Here is a 19129-nt window from a genome sequence, read left to right as displayed (position 1 = left end):
GTGCAACGAGCAGCATAGAGAACCCTCAAACGTGACAGACGCATACCCCTGGGGGTATACAGGTGACGGTCAGGAATACCCCCACCCGTATCAGGAGCGAAGATGTCAGCGACCAGAACAGTCACCGCGGACCCACCCGCCCAATCCGACGGCATACTCGCGCGCCTCGGTCGATCGATGGCGGCGCACACCCGCCTCGTCATCGGCGTCTGGTTGATCGCGTTGGTCGCACTCGGCGCCGCAGCACCCAGCGTCTTCACCTCCCTGGCCGGCGCAGGTTGGCAGGCAAACGGATCCGAATCAGTGCAGGTTCGCGAGTTGGCCGAGCAGCATTTCGGTGGAAACTCCTCCGCTGCAGTGCAGGTGGTCGTTCACTCGGATTCTGTGCCCATCACCGATCCGTCGATGCAGCAAACGCTGGCGGCGGCAACGGAAATCTTTTTCGCGGACCCTCGTTTCGGCGAAGTGGTCGCCCCGCAGACCGGCATGACCATCAGCCCGGACGGACATACCGGCATCATGATCGCGGGCGCCAACGCAAGTACCGACGAGATGGTCAGTGCGGTAGACGAACTCGGCAAGGAACTCACTGCATTGTCCACGGACACCATCGAGGTGTACCCCACCGGCGCGTCGGCTTTGTGGAGCGATTTCAACAAGGCCAATCACGAAGCGATGATCAAGGCCGAAATGATGTCGTGGCCCGTCACTCTCGCGATCATGGTGTTGGCCTTCGGCTCCCTGGTTGCCGCAGGACTCCCACTGCTTCTGACACTCGCAGGTCTGGTCGCTTCGGCGGGCGGGCTTGTGATCCTCAACGAGATCACACCGATTTCCGTGTGGGCCATGAACTTCGCGATGATGTTCGCTCTCGCACTCGGCATCGACTACGCACTCTTCCTCGTCGCCAGGTTCCGAGAAGCACTGCGAACCGATCCGGATCCGCGGGCCGCCGTGGCTCAAACGATGGACACCGCCGGCAAAGCTGTTGTCCTCTCCGGCCTCACAGTTCTGGTCAGCTTGTCTGCGGTGCTCATCGTTCCAGCCCCGGCCGTACGCACGATGGCTGTCGGAATCATGCTCGCTGTGATCTTCGTTCTCGCCGCAACACTCACCCTGCTACCTGCCGTGCTCGGCCGGATCGGCGCCAAGGTCAACGGCGGTTCACTACCGTATGCAAAGCGCCAGCAGCACCGCTCCCCGATGTTCGCAGCTTGGGCATCGCTGCTGCACAAGCACCCTTGGCCTTTCGGCATCGGCGCCGTGATCGTCCTTATCGCCCTCGTCGTTCCGGTCTTCGGACTGAAGGTTGCAATGCCCTCCATCGCCGTGGTTCCCGAGGACGCCCCGGTTCGACAGGGATACGAATTGGTGCAGCAGCAGTTCGGTGACGGGGCACCCGGAATGCTGCAGATCGTCACGTCCGCCGACGACGCAGCCGACACCTCGCGTCTTGCCATGAGCGTGGATGGCGTCGCAATGATCACCCCGACGCAACAAGCGGCCGACGGATCCGATCTGGTTATGCTGCAAGCAGTTCCCACCGTCGACCCGTCAGATCCTGCGATGGAAACCATCCTTGCCGACCTTCGGTCGCAACTGCCGGAATCGGCGCTCGTCGGTGGCGCTCCGGCTGAAAATCTCGACCTTCAGCAGGCGCTCGACGACTACCTTCCCTTCGTGGTGGTCGTGATTCTGACGCTCGGATTCCTGTTGCTGCTGATCGCCCTCCAGGCACCTTTGATCGCCTTGATCGGCACGCTGGTCAGCCTGCTGTCCACTGGGGCCGCATTCGGAATCGCGAAGTTGATTTTCCAGGACGGCCACGGAGCCGGCCTGCTCGGCTTCGATCCCCAGGGGTTTCTCAACGGGTGGGGTCCGGTCTTCTTCTTCGCCATGATCTTTGCCATCGCGATGGACTACACCGTGTTCCTGCTCTCGAGCGCCAAGGAGCACTACGAACGCACAGGTGACCCCGAGACCGCACACATCGACGGCCTCGCACATTCGGGTCGGGTCATTGCGGCGGCAGCAGCGGTGATGGTTGCGGTCTTCTTCACTTTTGCGCTCGCAGATCCCTTGCCACCCAAGGAAATGGGCATCATTCTCGGTGTAGCTGTCCTCCTGGACGCAGTGCTCGTCCGCTTGGTGCTGCTGCCCGTTCTCCTGCGCCTCAGCGGCCGGGCAGCCTGGTGGGCGCCGGCATGGTTACGACGCGTCCTGCCGAACATCAGCTTCTCGCATGGCTGACCGTGTACCCGACATCACTGTCTTCTTGATACCCCCAGGGGTATGATGGAGACAAGAGAAATCGAAGCCAACGACATCGAAGCCAACGACATCGAAGCCAATGGCACCGAAGTCGACGACAAGGAGCGGGCAATGACAACACCCACAGAACCGATAGCGATCGCAACCAAGGTCACCGGAACTTTCGACGACGTCGTCACCCGAACTCGTGCTGCTCTCGCCGAGCAGGGCTTCGGCATCCTGACCGAGATCGACATGCAGGCAACACTCAAGGCGAAGCTGGACGAGGACATGGAAAAGTACCTGATCCTGGGTGCCTGTAACCCGCCGTTGGCCCATCGGGCAGTTTCGGTGGATCGTCAGATCGGCCTCCTGCTGCCGTGCAACGTTGTCGTCCGCGAAGATACGACTACCGAGAATTCGTTCTTCGTCGAAGCGATGAATCCCGCTCTCATGGTTCAGGTTTCCGGCGAACCAGGCCTGGAGTCCGTGGCGGCCGACGCCGCCGTCAAGTTGCGGGCAGCCGTCGACTCGTTGATCTGACACCGCAGCCGGAGCAAACACTGAATCAAGCAGTGACATGCCCCCAGGGGTACCCTCGGTCGCAGCACGAACACTCGAGAAGGGGCCACCATGACCGGCGACGAAGAGAGCATTGCGCTCGTACTGAACAGACTGCGGCGTGCTCACGGCCAACTTGCCGGGGTCATCTCGATGATCGAGAACGGCCGCGACTGCAAGGACGTCGTCACGCAGCTCGCAGCCGTGTCGAAGGCGCTGGACCGAGCAGGGTTCAAGATCGTCGCTTCCGGGCTGCGTGAATGCCTGAGCGGTGACAGCGACCTGCAGTCAGCAGGTCAGGCCCTTTCTCGCATGCGGAAGACTACTTCGCCAGGAAGTCGATCAGCACCTTGTTCACGGCCTCCGGACGCTCGAGGTACCCGTAGTGTCCGGCGTCGGGAATCTCTTCGAACGACGCCGTCGCGATGCAGTCCGCCACCTCGCGGGAGAGGTAGGGCGGGATCATGCGGTCGTCGGCGAAAGCGACGGACAGGCAGGGGCGCATGATCGACTTGTACGCGCCCCGTCGATCGAAGGCGCGGTCCATACCGAGCTGCGCGCGAACACCCGGTGACGTTGCGCCGCCGGTGAACTCGAAGATATCCATCCAGTCGCGCGCGGAGTGATCGTCTGCCAGCGTGGCCGGCGAAAGGTTCATCACCGCGGTCACTGCGGCACGGTATTTGGCCGGCAGAGCGACGCCACTGTCGAACAACTGGCGCTCACCCTCGGTCAGGACCTGCTGGAAATGATCCATCCGGGCGTGGCCGGCGAGGAACACTGCTTTGCGAACCAGATCGGGCCTGGCGAGCGTCAGTTCCTGCGCCACCCGGGCGCCCATCGAGGTTCCGATGACATGGGCGGGGCCGCCACCGAGGTGCTCGATCAGTCCGGCGGTGTCCGCGACCATGTCGGGCATCGTGATGCCGCCGAGGCTCTCGCCGGACGGTGCGATTCCGCGGTTGTCGAAGGTGCAGACTCGGTAGCCGGCGGCCACCAGCGCCGGGGTCTGGTGCAGATCCCAGACGCGGCCGGGGCTGCCGGTCCCCATGATGAGCACCACCAGATCTCCATCACCCTTGACCTGGTAATTGATGGGGATTCCGTTGATTGTGGCGACCGTCATGTCAGCCTTCCTCCTCGTACGTGTGATCAACAATTTTGGTTGGATAGCCTAAGCTGATGGGCGGTCGTGTGACCGCAACCCCAGCCCATGCTCGTCCAGGAGGACCCCCGTTGAGAGTCGCTACGCTCGGATACCAAACCTGGGGCCACCGTACCCTGCAGGCCTTGATCGACTCCGATCACGAGGTCGTGCTGGCAATCACACACCCGAAGAGTGAGCACGTCTACGAACAGATGTGGGCGGACTCGGTTGCAGATCTGGCGGCCGTGAACGGTGTACCCGTTCACGTGGCGAACAAGCCTGACGACGCCTTCAAAGCCGCGCTGGCCGAAGCAGCTCCCGACATCATCGTCGCCAACAACTGGCGTACCTGGCTGCCTGCGGAGGTCTTCGACGCACCCAAGTACGGCACCCTCAACATCCACGATTCGCTGCTGCCCAAGTACACGGGATTCTCCCCGCTCATCTGGGCTCTGATCAACGGCGAAGAAGAAGTCGGCCTCACGGCGCACCTGATGGACGAGGAACTCGATGCGGGCGACATCGTGCTGCAGCGTTCGACGACGGTCGGCCCGACCGACACCGTCACCGATCTGTTCCACCGCACGATCGACATGATCGGCCCCATCACACTCGACGCCCTGGATCTGATCGCGTCCGGCCGTACCGACTGGACGCCGCAGGACCGATCGCAGGCCACGTTCTTCCACAAGCGTGCACCGCAGGACAGCCACGTCGACTGGTCCTGGCCGGCCGAGGTCATCGAGCGTTTCGTCCGGGCACAGTCCGATCCGTATCCCAACGCTTTCGCGGAGTTCAAGGGCCGGCGCATCCGCATCCTGAAGGCGTCCGTCTCACGCGGGCACTACGGAGGAACCCCCGGCCGCGTGTTCATCCAGGAAGACGACGGCATGGTGATCGTCGCGGGCCCCGACGCATGGTCGGGCAAGAACAAGGGACTGCGGATCGAGCGCGTCCGACTCGACGACGGCAGCGAGTACACCGCCGCCGAGTTCTTCCCCCACGGCGGCGGGTACCTCACCTGATCGTCTGATCAGACCCCCTCAGTACAAACCCCAGTACAAACCCCTCAGTCGCGACCTTCCCAGGCCGCCCACAGTTGTGCGTAACGCCCGCCCGCGGACACCAGTTCGCGGTGCGGGCCTTCTTCTACGATCTGTCCGTGTTCGAGCACGATCACTCGGTCGGCGCCCGCGGCCTGTGTAAGCCTGTGTGCGACAACCAGAGTGGTGCGGCCCTCCGTAGCGGCTTCGGCAGTCGCTTCCAGTTCCCGTGCTCCGGCGCTGCCCGCCTCCGCTGTTGCTTCGTCCAGTACCGCGACGGCCGGGTCGGCCAACACCAGTCGCGCCAAAGCCAACTGCTGCGCCTGTGCCGCCGTCATCTCGTGCCCGCCTTCGCCCACGACGGTCAGCATTCCCTCGTCGAGAGCCTCCACCCACTCGTACGCGCCGACCGTCCGCAGCGCCGCGGCTACGTCCTCGTCCGAGGATTCGGGAGCGGCCAACCTCAGATCCTCGATCAGGGGCCCGGCAAAAACATGGACCTCCTGACTCACGATCGCGATGTGGCGTCGTAGGTCGTCGAGGTCGGCAAGCGGGACACCACCGATCGACACCCGCCCCGACGTCGGAGTGATCGAACCGGCAGCGATCGCCGCAAGCGTCGTTTTTCCGGCTCCGGTCGAACCGACGAGCGCCACGCGCTCCCCCGCTCGCAAGGTGAGAGTCACTCCGTGGAGAACCTCATGGCCACCGTCGTAGCTGTGCCGAATGTCGTCCAGACGCAGCGAACCGTCGGCCGGAACGGAACCTGCATCCGTCGAAGGCTCCGTTTCCTCGATCTCGACGACGCCGACCAGTCGCGCGAGGCTGGCGCCGGCCGACTGCACTTCGTCGAAGGTGTAAAGCAGCGAGCCGATCGGGTTGAACAGGCGATGGAACAGCAGAGCAGCAGTCGTCGTCTGGCCCACTGTCACGACGTCCTCACGGACCAGCAGGAATCCGACGACGAGAATCATGGACAAGCCCACGAATTCGGCGCGGTTACCGCGACCGGCGAACCTCGTGAACAGGCCGAACACGCCGACGGCCAGATCACGCGCTTTTGCCGACGCCGCATCTATCTGACCGAGGTGTTCCTTCTCGAGGCTGTACGCGCGGACCGTCTTGGCACCCTGGAGGCTGCTGATGAGCGCTTGTGAACGAGCGCCCATCGCTACCCGCTCGGCAGCGTAAATGGGAGCCGATCGCGGCAGGTACCACTTGAGCGCCAGCGCGTACATCGGCAGCGCGACCATTCCGGCGAGGCCGAGGCGCCAGTCGAGTCCCAGCATGGTCACCATGCTCAGAGCCACGAGCAGAACTGCTGCGATCATGCCGGGAACCACGTCGGACACGGCCTTGGCGATCACCGACACGTCGTCGCCGACTCGTGAGAGCAGATCGCCCTTGCCGACCTTCTCGACGGTCTGGATCGGCAGGCGCAGTGCCCGGTCCACGGTTCGCTCGCGCAGGTCCGCCAGAATCGTCTCGCCGAGTCGCTTGATCAGATAGGCGGCCACACCGGTGAACACACCGCCCACGATTGCGGCGGCGGCGATGATCACGACCACCCCGACGATCGTCGACGTGGGCGCGTTGTCCCGGACCCGGTCGACCAGGACACCGAATACGTAAATCGGCACCAAGGCCATCGCCGACGCCGAAGCCGCGACGATCAGGACCAACAGGCTCTGCATCCGGTGTTCGGCCAGCGCTGCTCGCAACCACTTCCAGGTCTGTCGACCACCCGCGATCGGCAACAGTTCGCGCTCGGTCACCTTCTCCGCGTTCTCCCCGGCCGGCATATCGGTTGTCATGTCCGTGGCCGTCACCGCAGCACCGCTCCTCGGTAGTTCGCGTCGCCGCGAGAGAGTTCGGAATGTGTGCCGATCGAGGCAATCACTCCGTCGTTCAAGACGATCACTCGATCCGTCACAGCCAACAAGGCGGGACTACTGGTGATCAATACCGTCGTGTGGATGCCACCGGCACCCTCGTGCCGCAGTTCTGCGATTCCTTCGGCGATAGACGCCTCGGTCACCGCGTCCACTGCCGTAGTCGGATCGTGCAGGACCATCACGGGTGCCTGTGCCACCAAGGCGCGCGCGAGGGCGACGCGTTGTCGCTGACCTCCCGACAAACTGGCGCCTCGATCGGTCACTTCGAGGTCGAGACCGTCCGGATGTGCGTCGACGACATCCGCCGCTGCCGACGCTGCCAGAGCGCTCTGAATGTCTAGAGCAGCGGCGTCACCGGCGCCCGCAGTGACGTTCGAGGCGAGGGACCCGGAGAACAGATCGGTGATGTGCGGCTCCACCAACACCGTCCGACGCGCCAATCGCAAGTCCATGTCGGACAGGCTGATTCCGCCAACCCTCACCACTCCGCGATACGCGTCCTGCGCCAGCTGACCGGACAGGACCGCGACAAGAGCGTCGGCGTCCTGCGGCTGGTAAGCCACGACGCCCAGCAGTTCTCCGGCAGGCAGGTGCAGGTCGATGCCCTTGAGCGACTTGTACTCGACGCCGTCGAGGGTCAGGTCGGTGCCTTCGAGTTCGGTCTGCGACCCCGCGCCCCGCAGTGGCTCTGCGTCCAAGACCAATGCGAGTCGATCCGACGACGCCCGCGCCACCGCGAAGTATCCGGGAATGGACGCAAGCAATCCGAGCGGTTCGATGATGAACTGCGCAAGCCCCACCACGGTGATCAGTTCACCGACCGTGATCCGGCCCTGCAAAGCGAAGTATCCGGCGAAGCCCGCAACACCGACTGCGAGCAACGCACTGACGGTCGCGGCAACGCCGGTGTAGATACCGGTCGCCTTGGCCGTGCCGATCGTCGACGCAAGCGCCTGACGGCTGACTGTGCGATAGCGTGCCGACGCGGTCTTCTCACCACCGATACCGCGCAGTGGACGCAATCCGCTGACCAGATCCGTAGCCATCGCCGACGCCCGCGCGATCGACGCCTGCTGACCGGTGGCCCTCGACGTGATGAGCGGCGCCGCCAATTGCAGCAGACCGAGAATGACCGGCGTTCCGATCAGAACGGCCAATCCCAGCCAGAGGTCGATCCACACCAACGCCACGGCCGACGCGACCGCAGCCGTCAGGGCCGCAGCCGCGCGCGGGACGATGTCCGCGATCCACGAAGTCTGCTCGGCGTCCGATGTCGAAACAGTCAGCAGTTCACCTGAACGCAGATCGGTGCGCACCCCACGCGGATCGAGGACGCGGTGCGCCACCTCGAGCCGGAGGCGATGAGCCTCCTGCTGCATCGCGGTGACGATGAAGCGGGCACCGAAGCGCCACGCGGCCGTCAGAACGAGAAACAGAGCCGCGAGACCGACGATGGAGACGATCAGGGCCGTGGTGTCCGAAGTCTCCACGGCACGGTCGATGATCACACCGATGGAGATCGGCACCGCCGTCTCGGTCAGTTGGTGCAGACAGACCAGAACCGTGCCGATAGCGAGCGGGCGACGGTTGCGGACGAGGACGCGTCGCAAAATCGCAGCACCGCTGTGATTGCCACTATCGGGCTCGTCCGAGTCGACGGTCACACTCGAGGGGGTCGAACTCATGGAACTCCAAGCATCGATGGAAGCGATAAAGTTGAGTACAGAGATAAGTAAGTCGACCCTAATACATGAGCAACTAGCGTCGACACGCCCAGTTCTCATAGAGTCGCGAGTAAGAAACATTGCTTGCGCCGTGCAGGCAAGCACGAGAGGAACATGATGGCTGAGAACACGACCGTCGAAACCGAGATCGCGGACGAGGAAATCGAGACCGTCGCCGAGGAAACAGCGCGCATGGCGCAGCACGTTGTCGCTGCATACGCGGAGGATGCCGACGAGTGCAGGATGCTGCTCTCGATGCTCGGTATCTCTCCCGCCGCCAAGCTCGACTGAATCTTTCCCTCACCGACCGAGAAGGAACCACGTGCCTGTCAGTCCGGATTCGACCAGTTCAACCCTTTCTGACAGCGCACTTGCTTCTTCGACCGGTGACACCGTGTCCGGGCAGGCTGAGTTCGTCGTCGTAGCGAACCGCCTGCCCGTCGACTTGGAACGGCTTCCCGACGGCACCACCCGCTGGAAGCGAAGCCCCGGTGGACTGGTCACCGCTCTCGAGCCGATCCTGCGCAGCAATCAGGGCGCGTGGGTGGGCTGGGCGGGCGTGCCCGACGCCGATCTCGACCCCATCGTCGAAGACGGACTCGAGCTCTACCCCGTGCCGCTGAGCGCCGAGGAGATCAACGAGTACTACGAGGGGTTCTCCAACGCCACCCTCTGGCCGCTCTATCACGACGTCATCGTCAAACCCGAGTACCACCGCGAATGGTGGAACGCCTACGTCGAGGTGAATCGGCGGTTCGCCGAAGCCACTTCCAAGGCAGCGGCTCAGGGCGCAACCGTCTGGATCCAGGACTACCAGCTGCAGTTGGTACCGAAGATGCTGCGGATGCTGCGCCCCGACCTCACCATCGGATTCTTCCTGCACATTCCGTTTCCCCCGGTCGAGCTGTTCATGCAGATGCCGTGGCGCACCGAGATCGTCGAAGGCCTCCTCGGCGCCGACCTCATCGGCTTCCACCTTCCGGGTGGCGCACAGAACTTCCTCTATCTGGCCAGACGCCTTGCCGGACAGCAGACTTCACGCGGAACCGTCGGCGTCCGCTCCAAACTCGGTGTGGTGCAAGTAGGTTTCCGTAGCGTCCGCGTCGGTGCATTCCCCATCTCCATCGACTCCGGCAAGCTCGACGAGCTATCACGCACCAAGGCAATTCGAGACCGCGCCAAGCAGATTCGCAAAGAACTCGGAAACCCCAAGCACATCATGCTGGGCGTGGACCGCCTCGACTACACCAAGGGCATCGACGTCAGGCTCGCCGCACTCCACGAACTTCTCATGGAGAAGCGCATCGATCCCGCCGACACGGTCATGGTGCAGTTGGCGACCCCGAGCCGCGAACGTGTCGAAAGCTACGTACAGATGCGCGGAGACATCGAGCAGAAGGTCTCCCGGATCAACGGCGAGTTCAGCGAAGTCGGTCGCCCCGTCGTCCACTACATCCATCGGCCGATCCCCCGCGACGAACTGGTCGCGTTCTTCGTCGCTGCCGACCTCATGCTGGTCACACCGCTGCGTGACGGTATGAACCTGGTCGCCAAGGAGTACGTCGCCTGCCGCAGTGATCTGGGCGGCGCATTGCTGCTCAGCGAATTCACCGGCGCTGCAGCAGAACTCCGCCAGGCTTTCCTGTGCAATCCCCACGACCTCGACGACGTCAAGGATTCGATGGAGAAGGCCCTCAATCAACCGCGAGAGGACGGCCGACGCCACATGCGTGCGCTACGTCGTCAGGTCCTGACCCACGACGTCGACCGCTGGGCACGCTCGTTCCTCGACGCGCTCGCGCACGGCGGTGCCGCAGGTCCGGCGCTGATCGCCCCGGCCGAAGCACAAGACCACTGAGGACAGTGCACAAAGGCTCGCGGAGAGTGAATCTCCGCGGCCCCAGCCTGTTTCAGGTGATCGACCCCAGCCTGTTTCAGGTGATCGACCCCAGCCTGTTTCAGGTGATCGATCAGAAGGGTTGGACGTTGTTCACGAGCCAACGCCCGTCCTGCTTCTCCAGACTCATCTTGACGCGACTACCACTGGCGACGGCTTCGGGTGATTCCGAAGACGTGGTGATCTGATTGAGGAACAGCATCGTCGTCGCACTGTCTGCCTCGGCGTCGAGAACCGCGGCGCCCTGGACGACTACCTGAACGGTCAGCGACTTTTCCTTGGCTCCCGGAATGATCACCGATTCGATCAGGTTGGTGAACGTGCCCTGGAAATCGCCCGTCAAACCGTCTGTGGCCGCGTGCAACTGCTGGTCGACGTTGTTGTAGTCGTACTGGAACATCGCAACCGCCTGATCGGAAGAGGCCTGTGCCACTTCGTCTCTGGTCTGATCGATCGCCGCAATGTCACGCGTTCCACCCGGACCGAAGTAGAGATACGCCGACACTGCCGCCAACGCGATGGCCACTGCACTGATGACGCACAGAACGATGGCGAGCGGTGAGACGCGCTTGGGCTTGGACGTCTCGGGGATTACTTCTGGGGTCATGGCACAAACTCCACATTCGAGGCAAGCAACTGCCCGTCGACGTCGCACATGGTGATCCGGAGTCGGTAGTTGCGTTCAGCGGGCGCTTCGTCGCCGTTCTTCTGCATCGCACGCACCGCGACCAATGAAGTCCCGCAATCGCCGTCGGACTTCTCGAACCCGGCTTCGAGTACCTCGCCGTCGGTCTGAACTCCGGCCTGCCCGAGGACGTTGACAAACGAATCCTTGCGTCCGTCGAACTGCGACTTGAACTCGTCGGTGGTGCCGGCGAGGAACTTGTCGAGGTCGGCAGCCGCTGTATCCGCGTGCAGTGTCGTCAGATTCAGTGCGGTGGTCCGGGCACCGGCCACGTAGCGGGCTCGGTCCTCGTCGGCATTGGACGCCTTGTTCCGGTCGACGAGAAGAAACACCGTCAGGGCCGCAAGAGCAACAGCGATCACCGAAGCAACGGCGATCCCGACTACCAGCCCGGCCTTGGGCTTCGAACGAACAGGGGTGTCCACAGCAGTTTCTGCGGGGGTTTCGGCGGCGCCGGTCGGCTCAGTCTTGGTCGCGAACTGATCACCGCTGACGACCTTCTCAGGTGGAGTATCGGGCTTGCCCAAAGCAACTGGCGCCGCCGCCTTCTGCTCAGCCGACTTCTGCTCAGCCGACTTCTGCTCAGCTGGCTTCTGTTCGGCCGACTTCTTTTCGGTGGGCACTACTACCGCGGCAGCGTCTGCATCCGCACCCGTGGGTCCGGCGCTGCGGGACGCGCGACGGCGCACCCGCTGCCCGGCCTGTGGATCTTCGTCTGTCATCAACCCTGCTGACCCTTCATGAACTGTTCGAGACTGACGTCGCCGCCACCGAGGTTCGGTTGCGAGTACGTCCTTCCGTCCGGCCCGATGTACGTGCCTGTAATCGGATCGTACCGACGAGCCGAGACCGAAGGCGTCGACGTGTACGAGCTCGGGGTCGCGGTAATCGGTTCCGGAGGCCCGGATTGCGGGTTCGTGCCCATCGGTACGTAGCCGGAACGGCACTGTTCGACCGTCGGCGCACGACGTCCCGGATACTCCTCGCAGGGAAGGTTTCTCGCGCCGCGCACGGCGATCGGCGAATCCTGGGCAACCTGGCAGAAGAGATCCGACGGCGTCTCGATCGGTGATTCGTCCTTCGGACTGCGCCACTGCTCTGCGGGCAGGAATCCTGTAGTGCACGGCGGCGGGTCGTTGACCTCCATGTGGAAGTCCACCAGTGCACCATCCGCAGCCGGGCCGGAGCCTGCCACCGTGACCAGCGCTGCGGCCAGCGGCGGGTAGATGACCAGAATCTGCTCGATCGCGTTGTTGTAGATCACGCCGACCTGTCCGACGGACACGAGGTTCGCCAGAAGAATCGGCAATGTCGGCTGCATGTCTTGCAGAAGAGCATTCGCCTCCGCCGCTGCGGCCGGACCCTTCTGGATGACGGCACGCAGATCAGGGTCGCTGGCTCGGAGCTGGTCGGTGAACGTCACCAGATTGCTTGTCCAGGAACGGATGGCGTCGCTGCTGACCACCTGAGTGTCCAGGAGTGGACCGGCCTGCTCGATCAGCGTCTTGGTCGCGTCGGAGTTGTTGTTCGCCTCCTCGACGAACAGCCGAGCCGAGTCGATCAGCTTCTGCAGATCCGGGCCGGCACCATTGAACGCCTTGAAGGATTCGTCGATGACGGTCTTGAGCTTGGTGTCGGAAATGCTCTGCAGCAACAGATCTGCCTGATCGAGCATCGCGCCGACATCCTGCGGAATGCTGGTTCTGTCTTCGGGAATCACCGATCCGTTTTCCAGATGCCCGTCGACGACGATCGCTCCGGAGCTGTCGGTGTGCGGGATCAGATCGACGAACTGCTCGCCGATCGCCGACACACTCTTGACCGCAGCATCGACGTCCGACGGAACCTTGACGCCACTCTCGAGAGACAGTCGCGCATTCACACCCGTCTCCGAGAGCTCCACCGCGTTCACGACACCGATGGTCTGACCGCGGTAGGTGACGTTCGAGTTCTTGTACAGCCCACCGGTGGCGGGCAATTCGACAGTGACGTCGTAACGGCCGATACCGACCATCGCCGGAACACGCACGTACTGAGTGGCCATCACGATCAAACCGACGACCGTCAAGACGGCGAAGATGGTGAGCTGGATACGGACGAACTTTGTGAGCATCATGGTGCCGGTGCCCCCTGAGGAAGTCCTGGAATGTTGATCGGCGGAAGTCCCGGAATCTGAATGGTATTCGGATCCGCTGCCGGGGCCTGCGCAGCGGGAGCCTGTCCGGCGGGAGCTTGGGCCGGTGGTGCGGCAGGCTTGAGCGGATCGCTCAACGGGTTGCCTGTCTGTCCGGCGAGCCCGGCCTGCTTACCCAACACACCTTCCGGGCCGGAGAGTGTTCCTGCCAACGGAGTTCCGGTGAGGAAGTTCGCGTCGAGTCGGGGCAGCGAGATGTCGATGGTCATCGCCAGGTTGGCGTAGTCACCGCGGATGACGTTGTCGATTCCGTTCTGTGGGAACGGGAACGTCAAGAGGACTCCGAGAACTTGAGTGAGAGCGTTACCCGAATCCGCCAAGGCCTTCAGAGTCGGCGAAAGAGCCCGAACGTTGGTCGCGAAATCGTCGCCGCTCTCCTGGATGACACGGCTCGCCACCTCGCTGAGACCACCGAGGGAGGTCAACGCGTTGGTGATGTCCTGACGCTGAGCGACAAGAACCTCGAGTGCCGGCGGAATACCTTCGAGCGCTTTGTTCAAGGTGTCGTGCTGTGCCTGGACGGTCGAGGACAGTCGATCGAGTCCTTCCATCGCCGAAACGATGTCGCCTCGTTGCTTGTCCAGACTTCCGACCAGCTGATCGAGCTGAGGCAGGAGGTCTCGAACGGAATCTTCACGCCCACCGAGAGCGGCGTTGAGTTCCTTCGTGATGTCCTGAACCTGAGCGAGACCGCCGCCGTTGAGAACAACCGACAGAGACGACAGCGTCTGTTCCGTCGTCGGGTAAGCGCCCGCCCGCTCGATGGGAATCAAGTCACCGGCTTCGAGTCGGCCCTCGGGCTCTTCTCCAACCGGCGGTGCCAACTCGATGTGCTGAGAGCCGAGCAAGCTGGTCTGGCCGATTTTCGCCGTCGCGTTGGCAGGCAACTGAACCTCGGGATTCAGCGACACCGTCACCAGAGCGTGCCAGCCCTGAACCTCGATGTTCGAAACGCTTCCCACTGCAACGTCATCCACCCGGACGGGCGAATTCTGCGACAGGGTAGTCACGTTCGGCATCTCGATCTGGACCTCGTATGCGCCTTCGCCCCGGCCCTGAGTTCCTGGCATCGGCACAGAGTTGAGACCGTTCCATTCACAACCGCTGGCGCCGAGTGCCACTGCCGTGGCCAACACGGCAACCGTGGTCTTGCGAGCTACCCGCATCAGTTCCCTCCGCCCATGTTGAAGAGTTCGGCGAGATCCTTGGGAACACTCGTCATGGGAGCACCTGACATCGGTCCTGCGACGGTTTCCGGCTGATTCTGACTTGCCGCTACCAATCCCGGTTCGGTGTAGACGATCTGATCCGGGAAAGCCTGCACGCCCGCGACCGGGTTGAACAGGAATCCGGGGTAGTTGCCGATCATCGTGCTGAGCACCGGCCCGAGGTACTGCTTACACAGGTCGGCACTGTTCTGGGAGTTACCACTGTCGATGCCTTCGATGGAACCACAGATCCACTGGATTGGATTCTTGAAGTTACTCAGTGCAATTGCGCCGGTCATGCTGCCCTGAGCCGGTTTGTAGATCTGATAGAAGTTGGCAAGCGACGTCGGTCCGGAGTGCAGAACCTGCTCGATCTCCGGGCGCTTGTCCGTCAGTACCTGGGTGGCATCGGCCAGACGCGCGACCGATTCGCTCAGTCCCTCGCTGTTGTCCTTGACGAACCGCTGAACGTCGCCCACCGCCAGGTCGAGATCGCTGAGGGCGGTGCCCAACTCGTCGGAGCTGCTTGCGAGAACGCTTGTCACCGAAGCGAGGTGACCGCTGAACTGCACGATCTGCTCGTTGCTCGAGGACAACGCAGTGACAAACGCCTGCAGGTTCCGAATGGTGGAGAACAAATCGGTCCGGCCTTCGGACAGCGTGTGCATCGTGGCCGAGAGTTCGCGCAACGTCGACCGAATGGACTCACCGTTACCGTCGAGGTTCGTTCCCACGGTGTCGATGAATCGGCCGAGGGAACCCTGATCGTCCAGACCCTCCGGTCCGAGTGCGTCCGACAGTTTGGTCAGTTCGGTCTTGATCTCGTCCCACTCCACCGGAACGGCGGTGCGCTCGATCGGGATCTCGCCGCCATTGGGCATCTGTTCCCCGCCGGAATACACCGGAGTCAACTGCACGAAGCGTGCGGACACGAGGCTTTGAGCAACGATGAGCGCCTTGGCATCTGCCGGAACGTCGACGCTCGAGTCGATCTTCATCTCGACGTACGTGTCCCGATCACGCGGTTCGATCTTCGTCACCTTGCCGACGTTGACACCGAGCACTCGCACGACGTCGCCCTCGTAGAGACCTGTCGTCGAGACGAAGTGCGCGGAGATCTTGGTCTTGCCCAGGCCAGGGATGAAGAGGTAGGCCGCACCCGCCACGAGCAGCGCGACCAGCACACCCGCTCCGATCAGCACCCACTTCTTGCGTGGGTTGGTGGAGCCCTGTGAATCCTGTGAAGTCATGGTCTCGGTCATTCTCCCGGCCCCCTGATCGTCGGTGGAATGCCGGGGAAGAAGTCTTCCAGGTCGCCCGGAACCTGCTCGGGTGCGACGCTGGTGTCCACCAAGGTCTTCCACCAGTTACTCGGCAGAATGTTGATGATGAAGGCATCGAAGAACGGGCCGCTGGCCACGGTCTCGCCGAGCGCGGTGATGTACGGTCCGAGGCCGTCGAGCGCCCCGGCGATGTTGTCCTTGTTCTGCTGAAGAACCTCGGCGACCGAATTCAGCTTCTCGAGGGTCGGCCCCATCTGAGCCTCGTTCTCCTGCACCAGCGCTGACAGTTGACGTGAGACTGCGCCGGTGTTGACGATCAGTTCGCTGATCGCGTCACGCCGCAAGCTGAGTTCGGCAAACAGCTTGTTTCCGTCAACCAGTAACGAATCGATCTGACCGCTTCTGTCGGAGAGGATCTTGGTGACATCTTCGGCCCGCGAGAGCAATTGGAGCAGGCTCTCGTCGCGTGAGTTGATGCTCTGCGAAAGCCGCGTCATTCCGTCCAATGCGGTGCGAAGTTCTGGCGGAGTATCGGCCAGGGTGTCCGAGATCGCGTTGAGCGAATCGTTGATCTGTTCCGTGTCGAGTTCGGACACCGTTGTCCCGAGGTCACCCAGAGCGTCGTTGAGCGAGTACGGGGAGTTGGTGCGTTCCACCGGAATCGGCGTGTCCGTGCGCAGCAGTCCGGATCCTTCCGGCCGCACCGCCAACGACTTTCGGCCGAGAACCGTGTTGGTCTTGATGTCGGCCGCGGTCTGCTCGCCCAGGGCGACGCCGTCCTGAACGGTGAAGGTGACCAGCACCTTCTGGTCGTCGAGTTCGACGTCGCTGACCTTGCCGACCTTCACGCCGGCCATGGTGACGTCGTCGCCGGTGACCAGGCCGCCGGCATCCTGGAAGTACGCCGAGTAGCGAATGCCGCCGTTGATGAACTGGAGTTGATCGTATTGAAGCGCGGCACCCACTGTTGCCACCGCCAGGACGAGACCGATGACACCGATCTGTACCGGATTGCGTTCACGGGTAGGGGTCATGAGACTTTTGCGCACCTTCCCGTGTCCTGCACTGCAGTGGGCAAGATGATCGTCGTTCCGTCAGGTCCGGAGAACTTGAAAGTGTTGGCGCACAGATAGAACTGGAAGAACGCTCCGTACGTGCCCACTCGGATCAGCTTCCGGTAGTCGGACGGCAGACGACCGAGCGCGGTATTGATGTCGTCCTTGCCCAGGTCCAGCTGCGTCATCGTTCGGTTGGTCTCCCCGATCAGGGTCTGGATGTCCGGACGTGTCGCCTGCAGCAGCGATGCGAGATCTCCGGTCGCGCCGGCGATCTCGGTGATCGAATTACCGATCGGGCCACTGTCCTTCGCCAATCCACTGACCAACTGCTGGAGCTGATCGATCGTGGTGGAGAACTGATCACCCTTGTCGTTGATCGTGCCGAGTACGTCGTTGAGGTTGGTGATGACGTCCCCGATCAGCTGATCTCGGTCCGCCAACGTGCTGGTGAACGAACTGGTGTTTCCCAGAAGCGAAACCAATGTTCCACCCTGACCTTGGAGTACCTGGAGCAGGGCCCCGGAGAGGTCGTTGACCTGCTGGGGGTCGAGAGAGCGAAGCAGCGGCTTGAATCCGCCGAGCAGCAGATCCAGATCGAGCGCGGGCGACGTCTGGTCGACTGGAATCGATCCACCTGACGAAAGCGTCTCGGTGGAACCAGCGCCCTCGAGCAGTTCCATGTAGCGGTCGCCCACCAGGTTCTCGTAGCGCACAGTCGCTTTGGTGCTCTTCATCAGTGAGTACTTGGTATCGACGTCGAACTCGACCTCGGCCTGGTTGGAGTCACCGATGGACACTCCGGTGACCGACCCGACCGGAACACCGGCGATACGTACCTTGTCGCCGGACTTGAGTCCCGAGACGTCCGAGAACGTGGCGTGAAATCCGTTGCTGCTGCTGAAGCGCACCTGACTGAAGACGATCGCCAGTCCGGCGAAGATGACCGCCATGACGACGGTGAAAATCAGCAGCTTGACCGTGGTCGGTCTCATCACTTCCCGTCTTCCTGCTCGTAGGAGTCACCGAAGAGATACTGGAAAATGGTCGGCACGGTGACGCGCAGTTCGGTGTTGGGAACGAAAGGCACGTTGCCGGTGTTGGTGACTGCGAACGGGGCATGCCCGTCGACCTTCGGATCGAATTCGGGCAGACCATAACAATTGGGTCCACCGGAGGCCGCGACCTTGGGGAGAGATTGCGGGTTCTGGTACGCCTCGGCGCCGTACATGAAGCTCGCACTCAGCATCAGTGCAGCCTTGTCCCCGGTGCCTGCCAGTGGCTCGAACTTGATCCGGCCGTCGTTCAACCCGACGATGAAGCACGTCAGACCCGACGAGTACTTGTCGAGCAGGGTCGTCGTCGCGGTCAGAGTGTCGAGGGCGGTGGTCAGGTTCTGCTCGTTGTCGGTCAACAACGCGTTGCCGGTGTCCGCGAGGCCGGTGACGTTCAGCAACAGCAGGTCGAGGTTTGCCTGCTCCGCCACGATCGATCCGCTTGTCGCGGTGGCGTTGTCGAGGATGCGCATCAGATCCGGTGCCACGTCGGCGTACAGGTTGGTGACATCGGCGGCGCCGACCAAGTCTTCCTGGAGCTGCGGCAGAACCGGATTCATCTTCTTCAGATAGGTGTCACCGAGCTCGAGAACCTCACCCAGCGACTCGCCGCGCCCGTTGAGTGCAGTGGAGATCGCGCCGAGTGTGGCGTTGAGCTTTTCCGGTTCGATCTTCGCGAGTACGTCCGAAAGATGTTCGAAGACACTGTTGAACTCGACGGTGACGCTGTCCGAGGCGATGACAGCACCCTCCTGGATCGGCTGGGTCGACGGATCGTCGGGAATCACGATGTTGACGTACTTCGCACCGAACACCGTGGTGGTCTTGATTTCCACCCGGGCGTTCGACGGAATCTTCGACATCTGGCCCGGATCCATCGCCAACTTCAGGTTTGCCTGGTCGCCGACGAGGGAGATCGATTCGACGCGGCCGACCTGCACTCCGCGCAGCTTCACCTTGGCATTCGGTTCCATGACCAGGCCGGCACGCGTGGACGTCACGGTGATGGGCGTGCTCTTGGTGAACCCACCCGAGAACATGGTGAGAGCAACGGCGACGATCGCCACGAGTCCGAGGACCAGGCCGGCTGCGGCCAACTTCTTGTGCCATCTGGGTACGGTCATCGCTTGCC

The 19129-nt window shown here is 62.7% G+C and carries 16 protein-coding genes and 1 pseudogene; 6 read left to right on the top strand and 11 right to left on the bottom strand.

The genetic code is table 11. The features are described 5' to 3' along the window. The first annotated feature begins 102 nt into the window (after positions 1-102). From AC1DWA_RS02990 to AC1DWA_RS02980, 3 genes and pseudogenes are all read left to right on the top strand, one after another. The gene (locus AC1DWA_RS02990) at positions 103-2250 is read left to right on the top strand and encodes an MMPL family transporter (RefSeq protein WP_477846339.1); all 2148 of its coding nucleotides are present in this window, start codon (positions 103-105) and stop codon (positions 2248-2250) included. Positions 2251-2382: 132 nt separating this feature from the next. Further along, positions 2383-2793: a DUF302 domain-containing protein gene (locus AC1DWA_RS02985; RefSeq protein ID WP_020968512.1), complete on the top strand. Its 411-nt coding sequence runs from the start codon at positions 2383-2385 to the stop codon at positions 2791-2793. A 90-nt stretch (positions 2794-2883) separates the two neighbouring features. Continuing rightward, positions 2884-3132 (top strand): annotated as a pseudogene (locus AC1DWA_RS02980) (metal-sensitive transcriptional regulator); the annotation flags it as partial. Position 3133: 1 nt separating this feature from the next. Here the strand turns inward: AC1DWA_RS02980 and AC1DWA_RS02975 are convergent. Continuing rightward, positions 3134-3937 (bottom strand): alpha/beta fold hydrolase, encoded by an 804-nt coding sequence (locus AC1DWA_RS02975; RefSeq protein WP_020906324.1) that lies wholly within the window; start codon positions 3935-3937, stop codon positions 3134-3136. A 110-nt stretch (positions 3938-4047) separates the two neighbouring features. On the opposite strand from AC1DWA_RS02975, the gene AC1DWA_RS02970 reads away from it, so the two are divergent. Then, positions 4048-4983 (top strand): methionyl-tRNA formyltransferase, encoded by a 936-nt coding sequence (locus AC1DWA_RS02970; RefSeq protein ID WP_477846340.1) that lies wholly within the window; start codon positions 4048-4050, stop codon positions 4981-4983. Between the two features lie 44 nt (positions 4984-5027). On the opposite strand, the gene AC1DWA_RS02965 is transcribed toward AC1DWA_RS02970, so the two are convergent. Both AC1DWA_RS02965 and AC1DWA_RS02960 read right to left on the bottom strand, forming a co-directional pair. Then, the gene (locus tag AC1DWA_RS02965) at positions 5028-6815 is read right to left on the bottom strand and encodes an ABC transporter ATP-binding protein (protein ID WP_372588540.1); all 1788 of its coding nucleotides are present in this window, start codon (positions 6813-6815) and stop codon (positions 5028-5030) included. Between the two features lie 11 nt (positions 6816-6826). Further along, complete coding sequence (locus AC1DWA_RS02960; protein WP_020968509.1) at positions 6827-8581, bottom strand: ABC transporter ATP-binding protein; 1755 nt, start codon at positions 8579-8581, stop codon at positions 6827-6829. Between the two features lie 156 nt (positions 8582-8737). On the opposite strand from AC1DWA_RS02960, the gene AC1DWA_RS02955 reads away from it, so the two are divergent. Beyond that, the gene (locus AC1DWA_RS02955) at positions 8738-8911 is read left to right on the top strand and encodes a hypothetical protein (protein WP_020968508.1); all 174 of its coding nucleotides are present in this window, start codon (positions 8738-8740) and stop codon (positions 8909-8911) included. 103 nt (positions 8912-9014) lie between these two features. Beyond that, entirely contained in the window at positions 9015-10478 is a 1464-nt protein-coding gene (locus tag AC1DWA_RS02950; RefSeq protein WP_020906320.1) for an alpha,alpha-trehalose-phosphate synthase (UDP-forming), read from the top strand. Positions 10479-10590: 112 nt separating this feature from the next. Here AC1DWA_RS02950 and AC1DWA_RS02945 read toward each other — a convergent pair whose 3' ends face one another. The 8 genes from AC1DWA_RS02945 to AC1DWA_RS02910 are packed head-to-tail and all read right to left on the bottom strand — an operon-like array spanning position 10591 to position 19121. Then, a complete protein-coding gene (locus AC1DWA_RS02945) occupies positions 10591-11124 on the bottom strand; it encodes a twin-arginine translocation pathway signal (RefSeq protein ID WP_019747004.1) in 534 nt (177 codons plus the stop codon). Continuing rightward, on the bottom strand, positions 11121-11924 hold the full coding sequence (locus tag AC1DWA_RS02940) for a hypothetical protein (RefSeq protein ID WP_477846342.1): 804 nt from the start codon (positions 11922-11924) through the stop codon (positions 11121-11123). Before AC1DWA_RS02940 ends, AC1DWA_RS02945 begins: the two co-directional genes overlap by 4 nt. Next, positions 11924-13318, bottom strand: coding sequence for an MCE family protein (locus tag AC1DWA_RS02935; RefSeq protein WP_019747002.1), 1395 nt, complete (start codon positions 13316-13318; stop codon positions 11924-11926). The genes AC1DWA_RS02940 and AC1DWA_RS02935 overlap by 1 nt, the downstream gene beginning before the upstream one ends. Then, positions 13315-14562 carry an MCE family protein gene (locus AC1DWA_RS02930; RefSeq protein ID WP_020968506.1) on the bottom strand — a complete coding sequence of 416 codons (1248 nt, stop codon included), beginning with the start codon at positions 14560-14562 and terminating at the stop codon, positions 13315-13317. Before AC1DWA_RS02930 ends, AC1DWA_RS02935 begins: the two co-directional genes overlap by 4 nt. Beyond that, on the bottom strand, positions 14562-15866 hold the full coding sequence (locus AC1DWA_RS02925) for an MCE family protein (protein WP_477846343.1): 1305 nt from the start codon (positions 15864-15866) through the stop codon (positions 14562-14564). The genes AC1DWA_RS02930 and AC1DWA_RS02925 overlap by 1 nt, the downstream gene beginning before the upstream one ends. Then, the gene (locus tag AC1DWA_RS02920; RefSeq protein WP_003945728.1) at positions 15863-16921 is read right to left on the bottom strand and encodes an MCE family protein; all 1059 of its coding nucleotides are present in this window, start codon (positions 16919-16921) and stop codon (positions 15863-15865) included. The genes AC1DWA_RS02925 and AC1DWA_RS02920 overlap by 4 nt, the downstream gene beginning before the upstream one ends. After that, a complete protein-coding gene (locus AC1DWA_RS02915; RefSeq protein ID WP_019746999.1) occupies positions 16918-17937 on the bottom strand; it encodes an MCE family protein in 1020 nt (339 codons plus the stop codon). The genes AC1DWA_RS02920 and AC1DWA_RS02915 overlap by 4 nt, the downstream gene beginning before the upstream one ends. After that, positions 17937-19121 carry an MCE family protein gene (locus tag AC1DWA_RS02910; protein WP_003945815.1) on the bottom strand — a complete coding sequence of 395 codons (1185 nt, stop codon included), beginning with the start codon at positions 19119-19121 and terminating at the stop codon, positions 17937-17939. Before AC1DWA_RS02910 ends, AC1DWA_RS02915 begins: the two co-directional genes overlap by 1 nt. Positions 19122-19129 lie beyond the last annotated feature (8 nt).

Source organism: Rhodococcus sp. P4_F3_2 (assembly GCF_056401335.1).
This window is presented reverse-complemented; position numbering and strand designations above follow the sequence as displayed.

Bases quoted from the DNA above. Each gene is read 5' to 3' on its own strand.
- AC1DWA_RS02990 (WP_477846339.1), top strand. From the start codon at position 103: ATGTCAGCGACCAGAACAGTCACCGCGGACCCACCCGCCCAATCCGAC.
- AC1DWA_RS02985 (WP_020968512.1), top strand. From the start codon at position 2,383: ATGACAACACCCACAGAACCGATAGCGATCGCAACCAAGGTCACCGGA.
- AC1DWA_RS02975 (WP_020906324.1), bottom strand. From the start codon at position 3,937: ATGACGGTCGCCACAATCAACGGAATCCCCATCAATTACCAGGTCAAG.
- AC1DWA_RS02965 (WP_372588540.1), bottom strand. From the start codon at position 6,815: ATGACAACCGATATGCCGGCCGGGGAGAACGCGGAGAAGGTGACCGAG.
- AC1DWA_RS02960 (WP_020968509.1), bottom strand. From the start codon at position 8,581: ATGAGTTCGACCCCCTCGAGTGTGACCGTCGACTCGGACGAGCCCGAT.
- AC1DWA_RS02955 (WP_020968508.1), top strand. From the start codon at position 8,738: ATGGCTGAGAACACGACCGTCGAAACCGAGATCGCGGACGAGGAAATC.
- AC1DWA_RS02945 (WP_019747004.1), bottom strand. From the start codon at position 11,124: ATGACCCCAGAAGTAATCCCCGAGACGTCCAAGCCCAAGCGCGTCTCA.
- AC1DWA_RS02940 (WP_477846342.1), bottom strand. From the start codon at position 11,924: ATGACAGACGAAGATCCACAGGCCGGGCAGCGGGTGCGCCGTCGCGCG.
- AC1DWA_RS02935 (WP_019747002.1), bottom strand. From the start codon at position 13,318: ATGATGCTCACAAAGTTCGTCCGTATCCAGCTCACCATCTTCGCCGTC.
- AC1DWA_RS02930 (WP_020968506.1), bottom strand. From the start codon at position 14,562: ATGCGGGTAGCTCGCAAGACCACGGTTGCCGTGTTGGCCACGGCAGTG.
- AC1DWA_RS02925 (WP_477846343.1), bottom strand. From the start codon at position 15,866: ATGACCGAGACCATGACTTCACAGGATTCACAGGGCTCCACCAACCCA.
- AC1DWA_RS02920 (WP_003945728.1), bottom strand. From the start codon at position 16,921: ATGACCCCTACCCGTGAACGCAATCCGGTACAGATCGGTGTCATCGGT.
- AC1DWA_RS02915 (WP_019746999.1), bottom strand. From the start codon at position 17,937: ATGAGACCGACCACGGTCAAGCTGCTGATTTTCACCGTCGTCATGGCG.
- AC1DWA_RS02910 (WP_003945815.1), bottom strand. From the start codon at position 19,121: ATGACCGTACCCAGATGGCACAAGAAGTTGGCCGCAGCCGGCCTGGTC.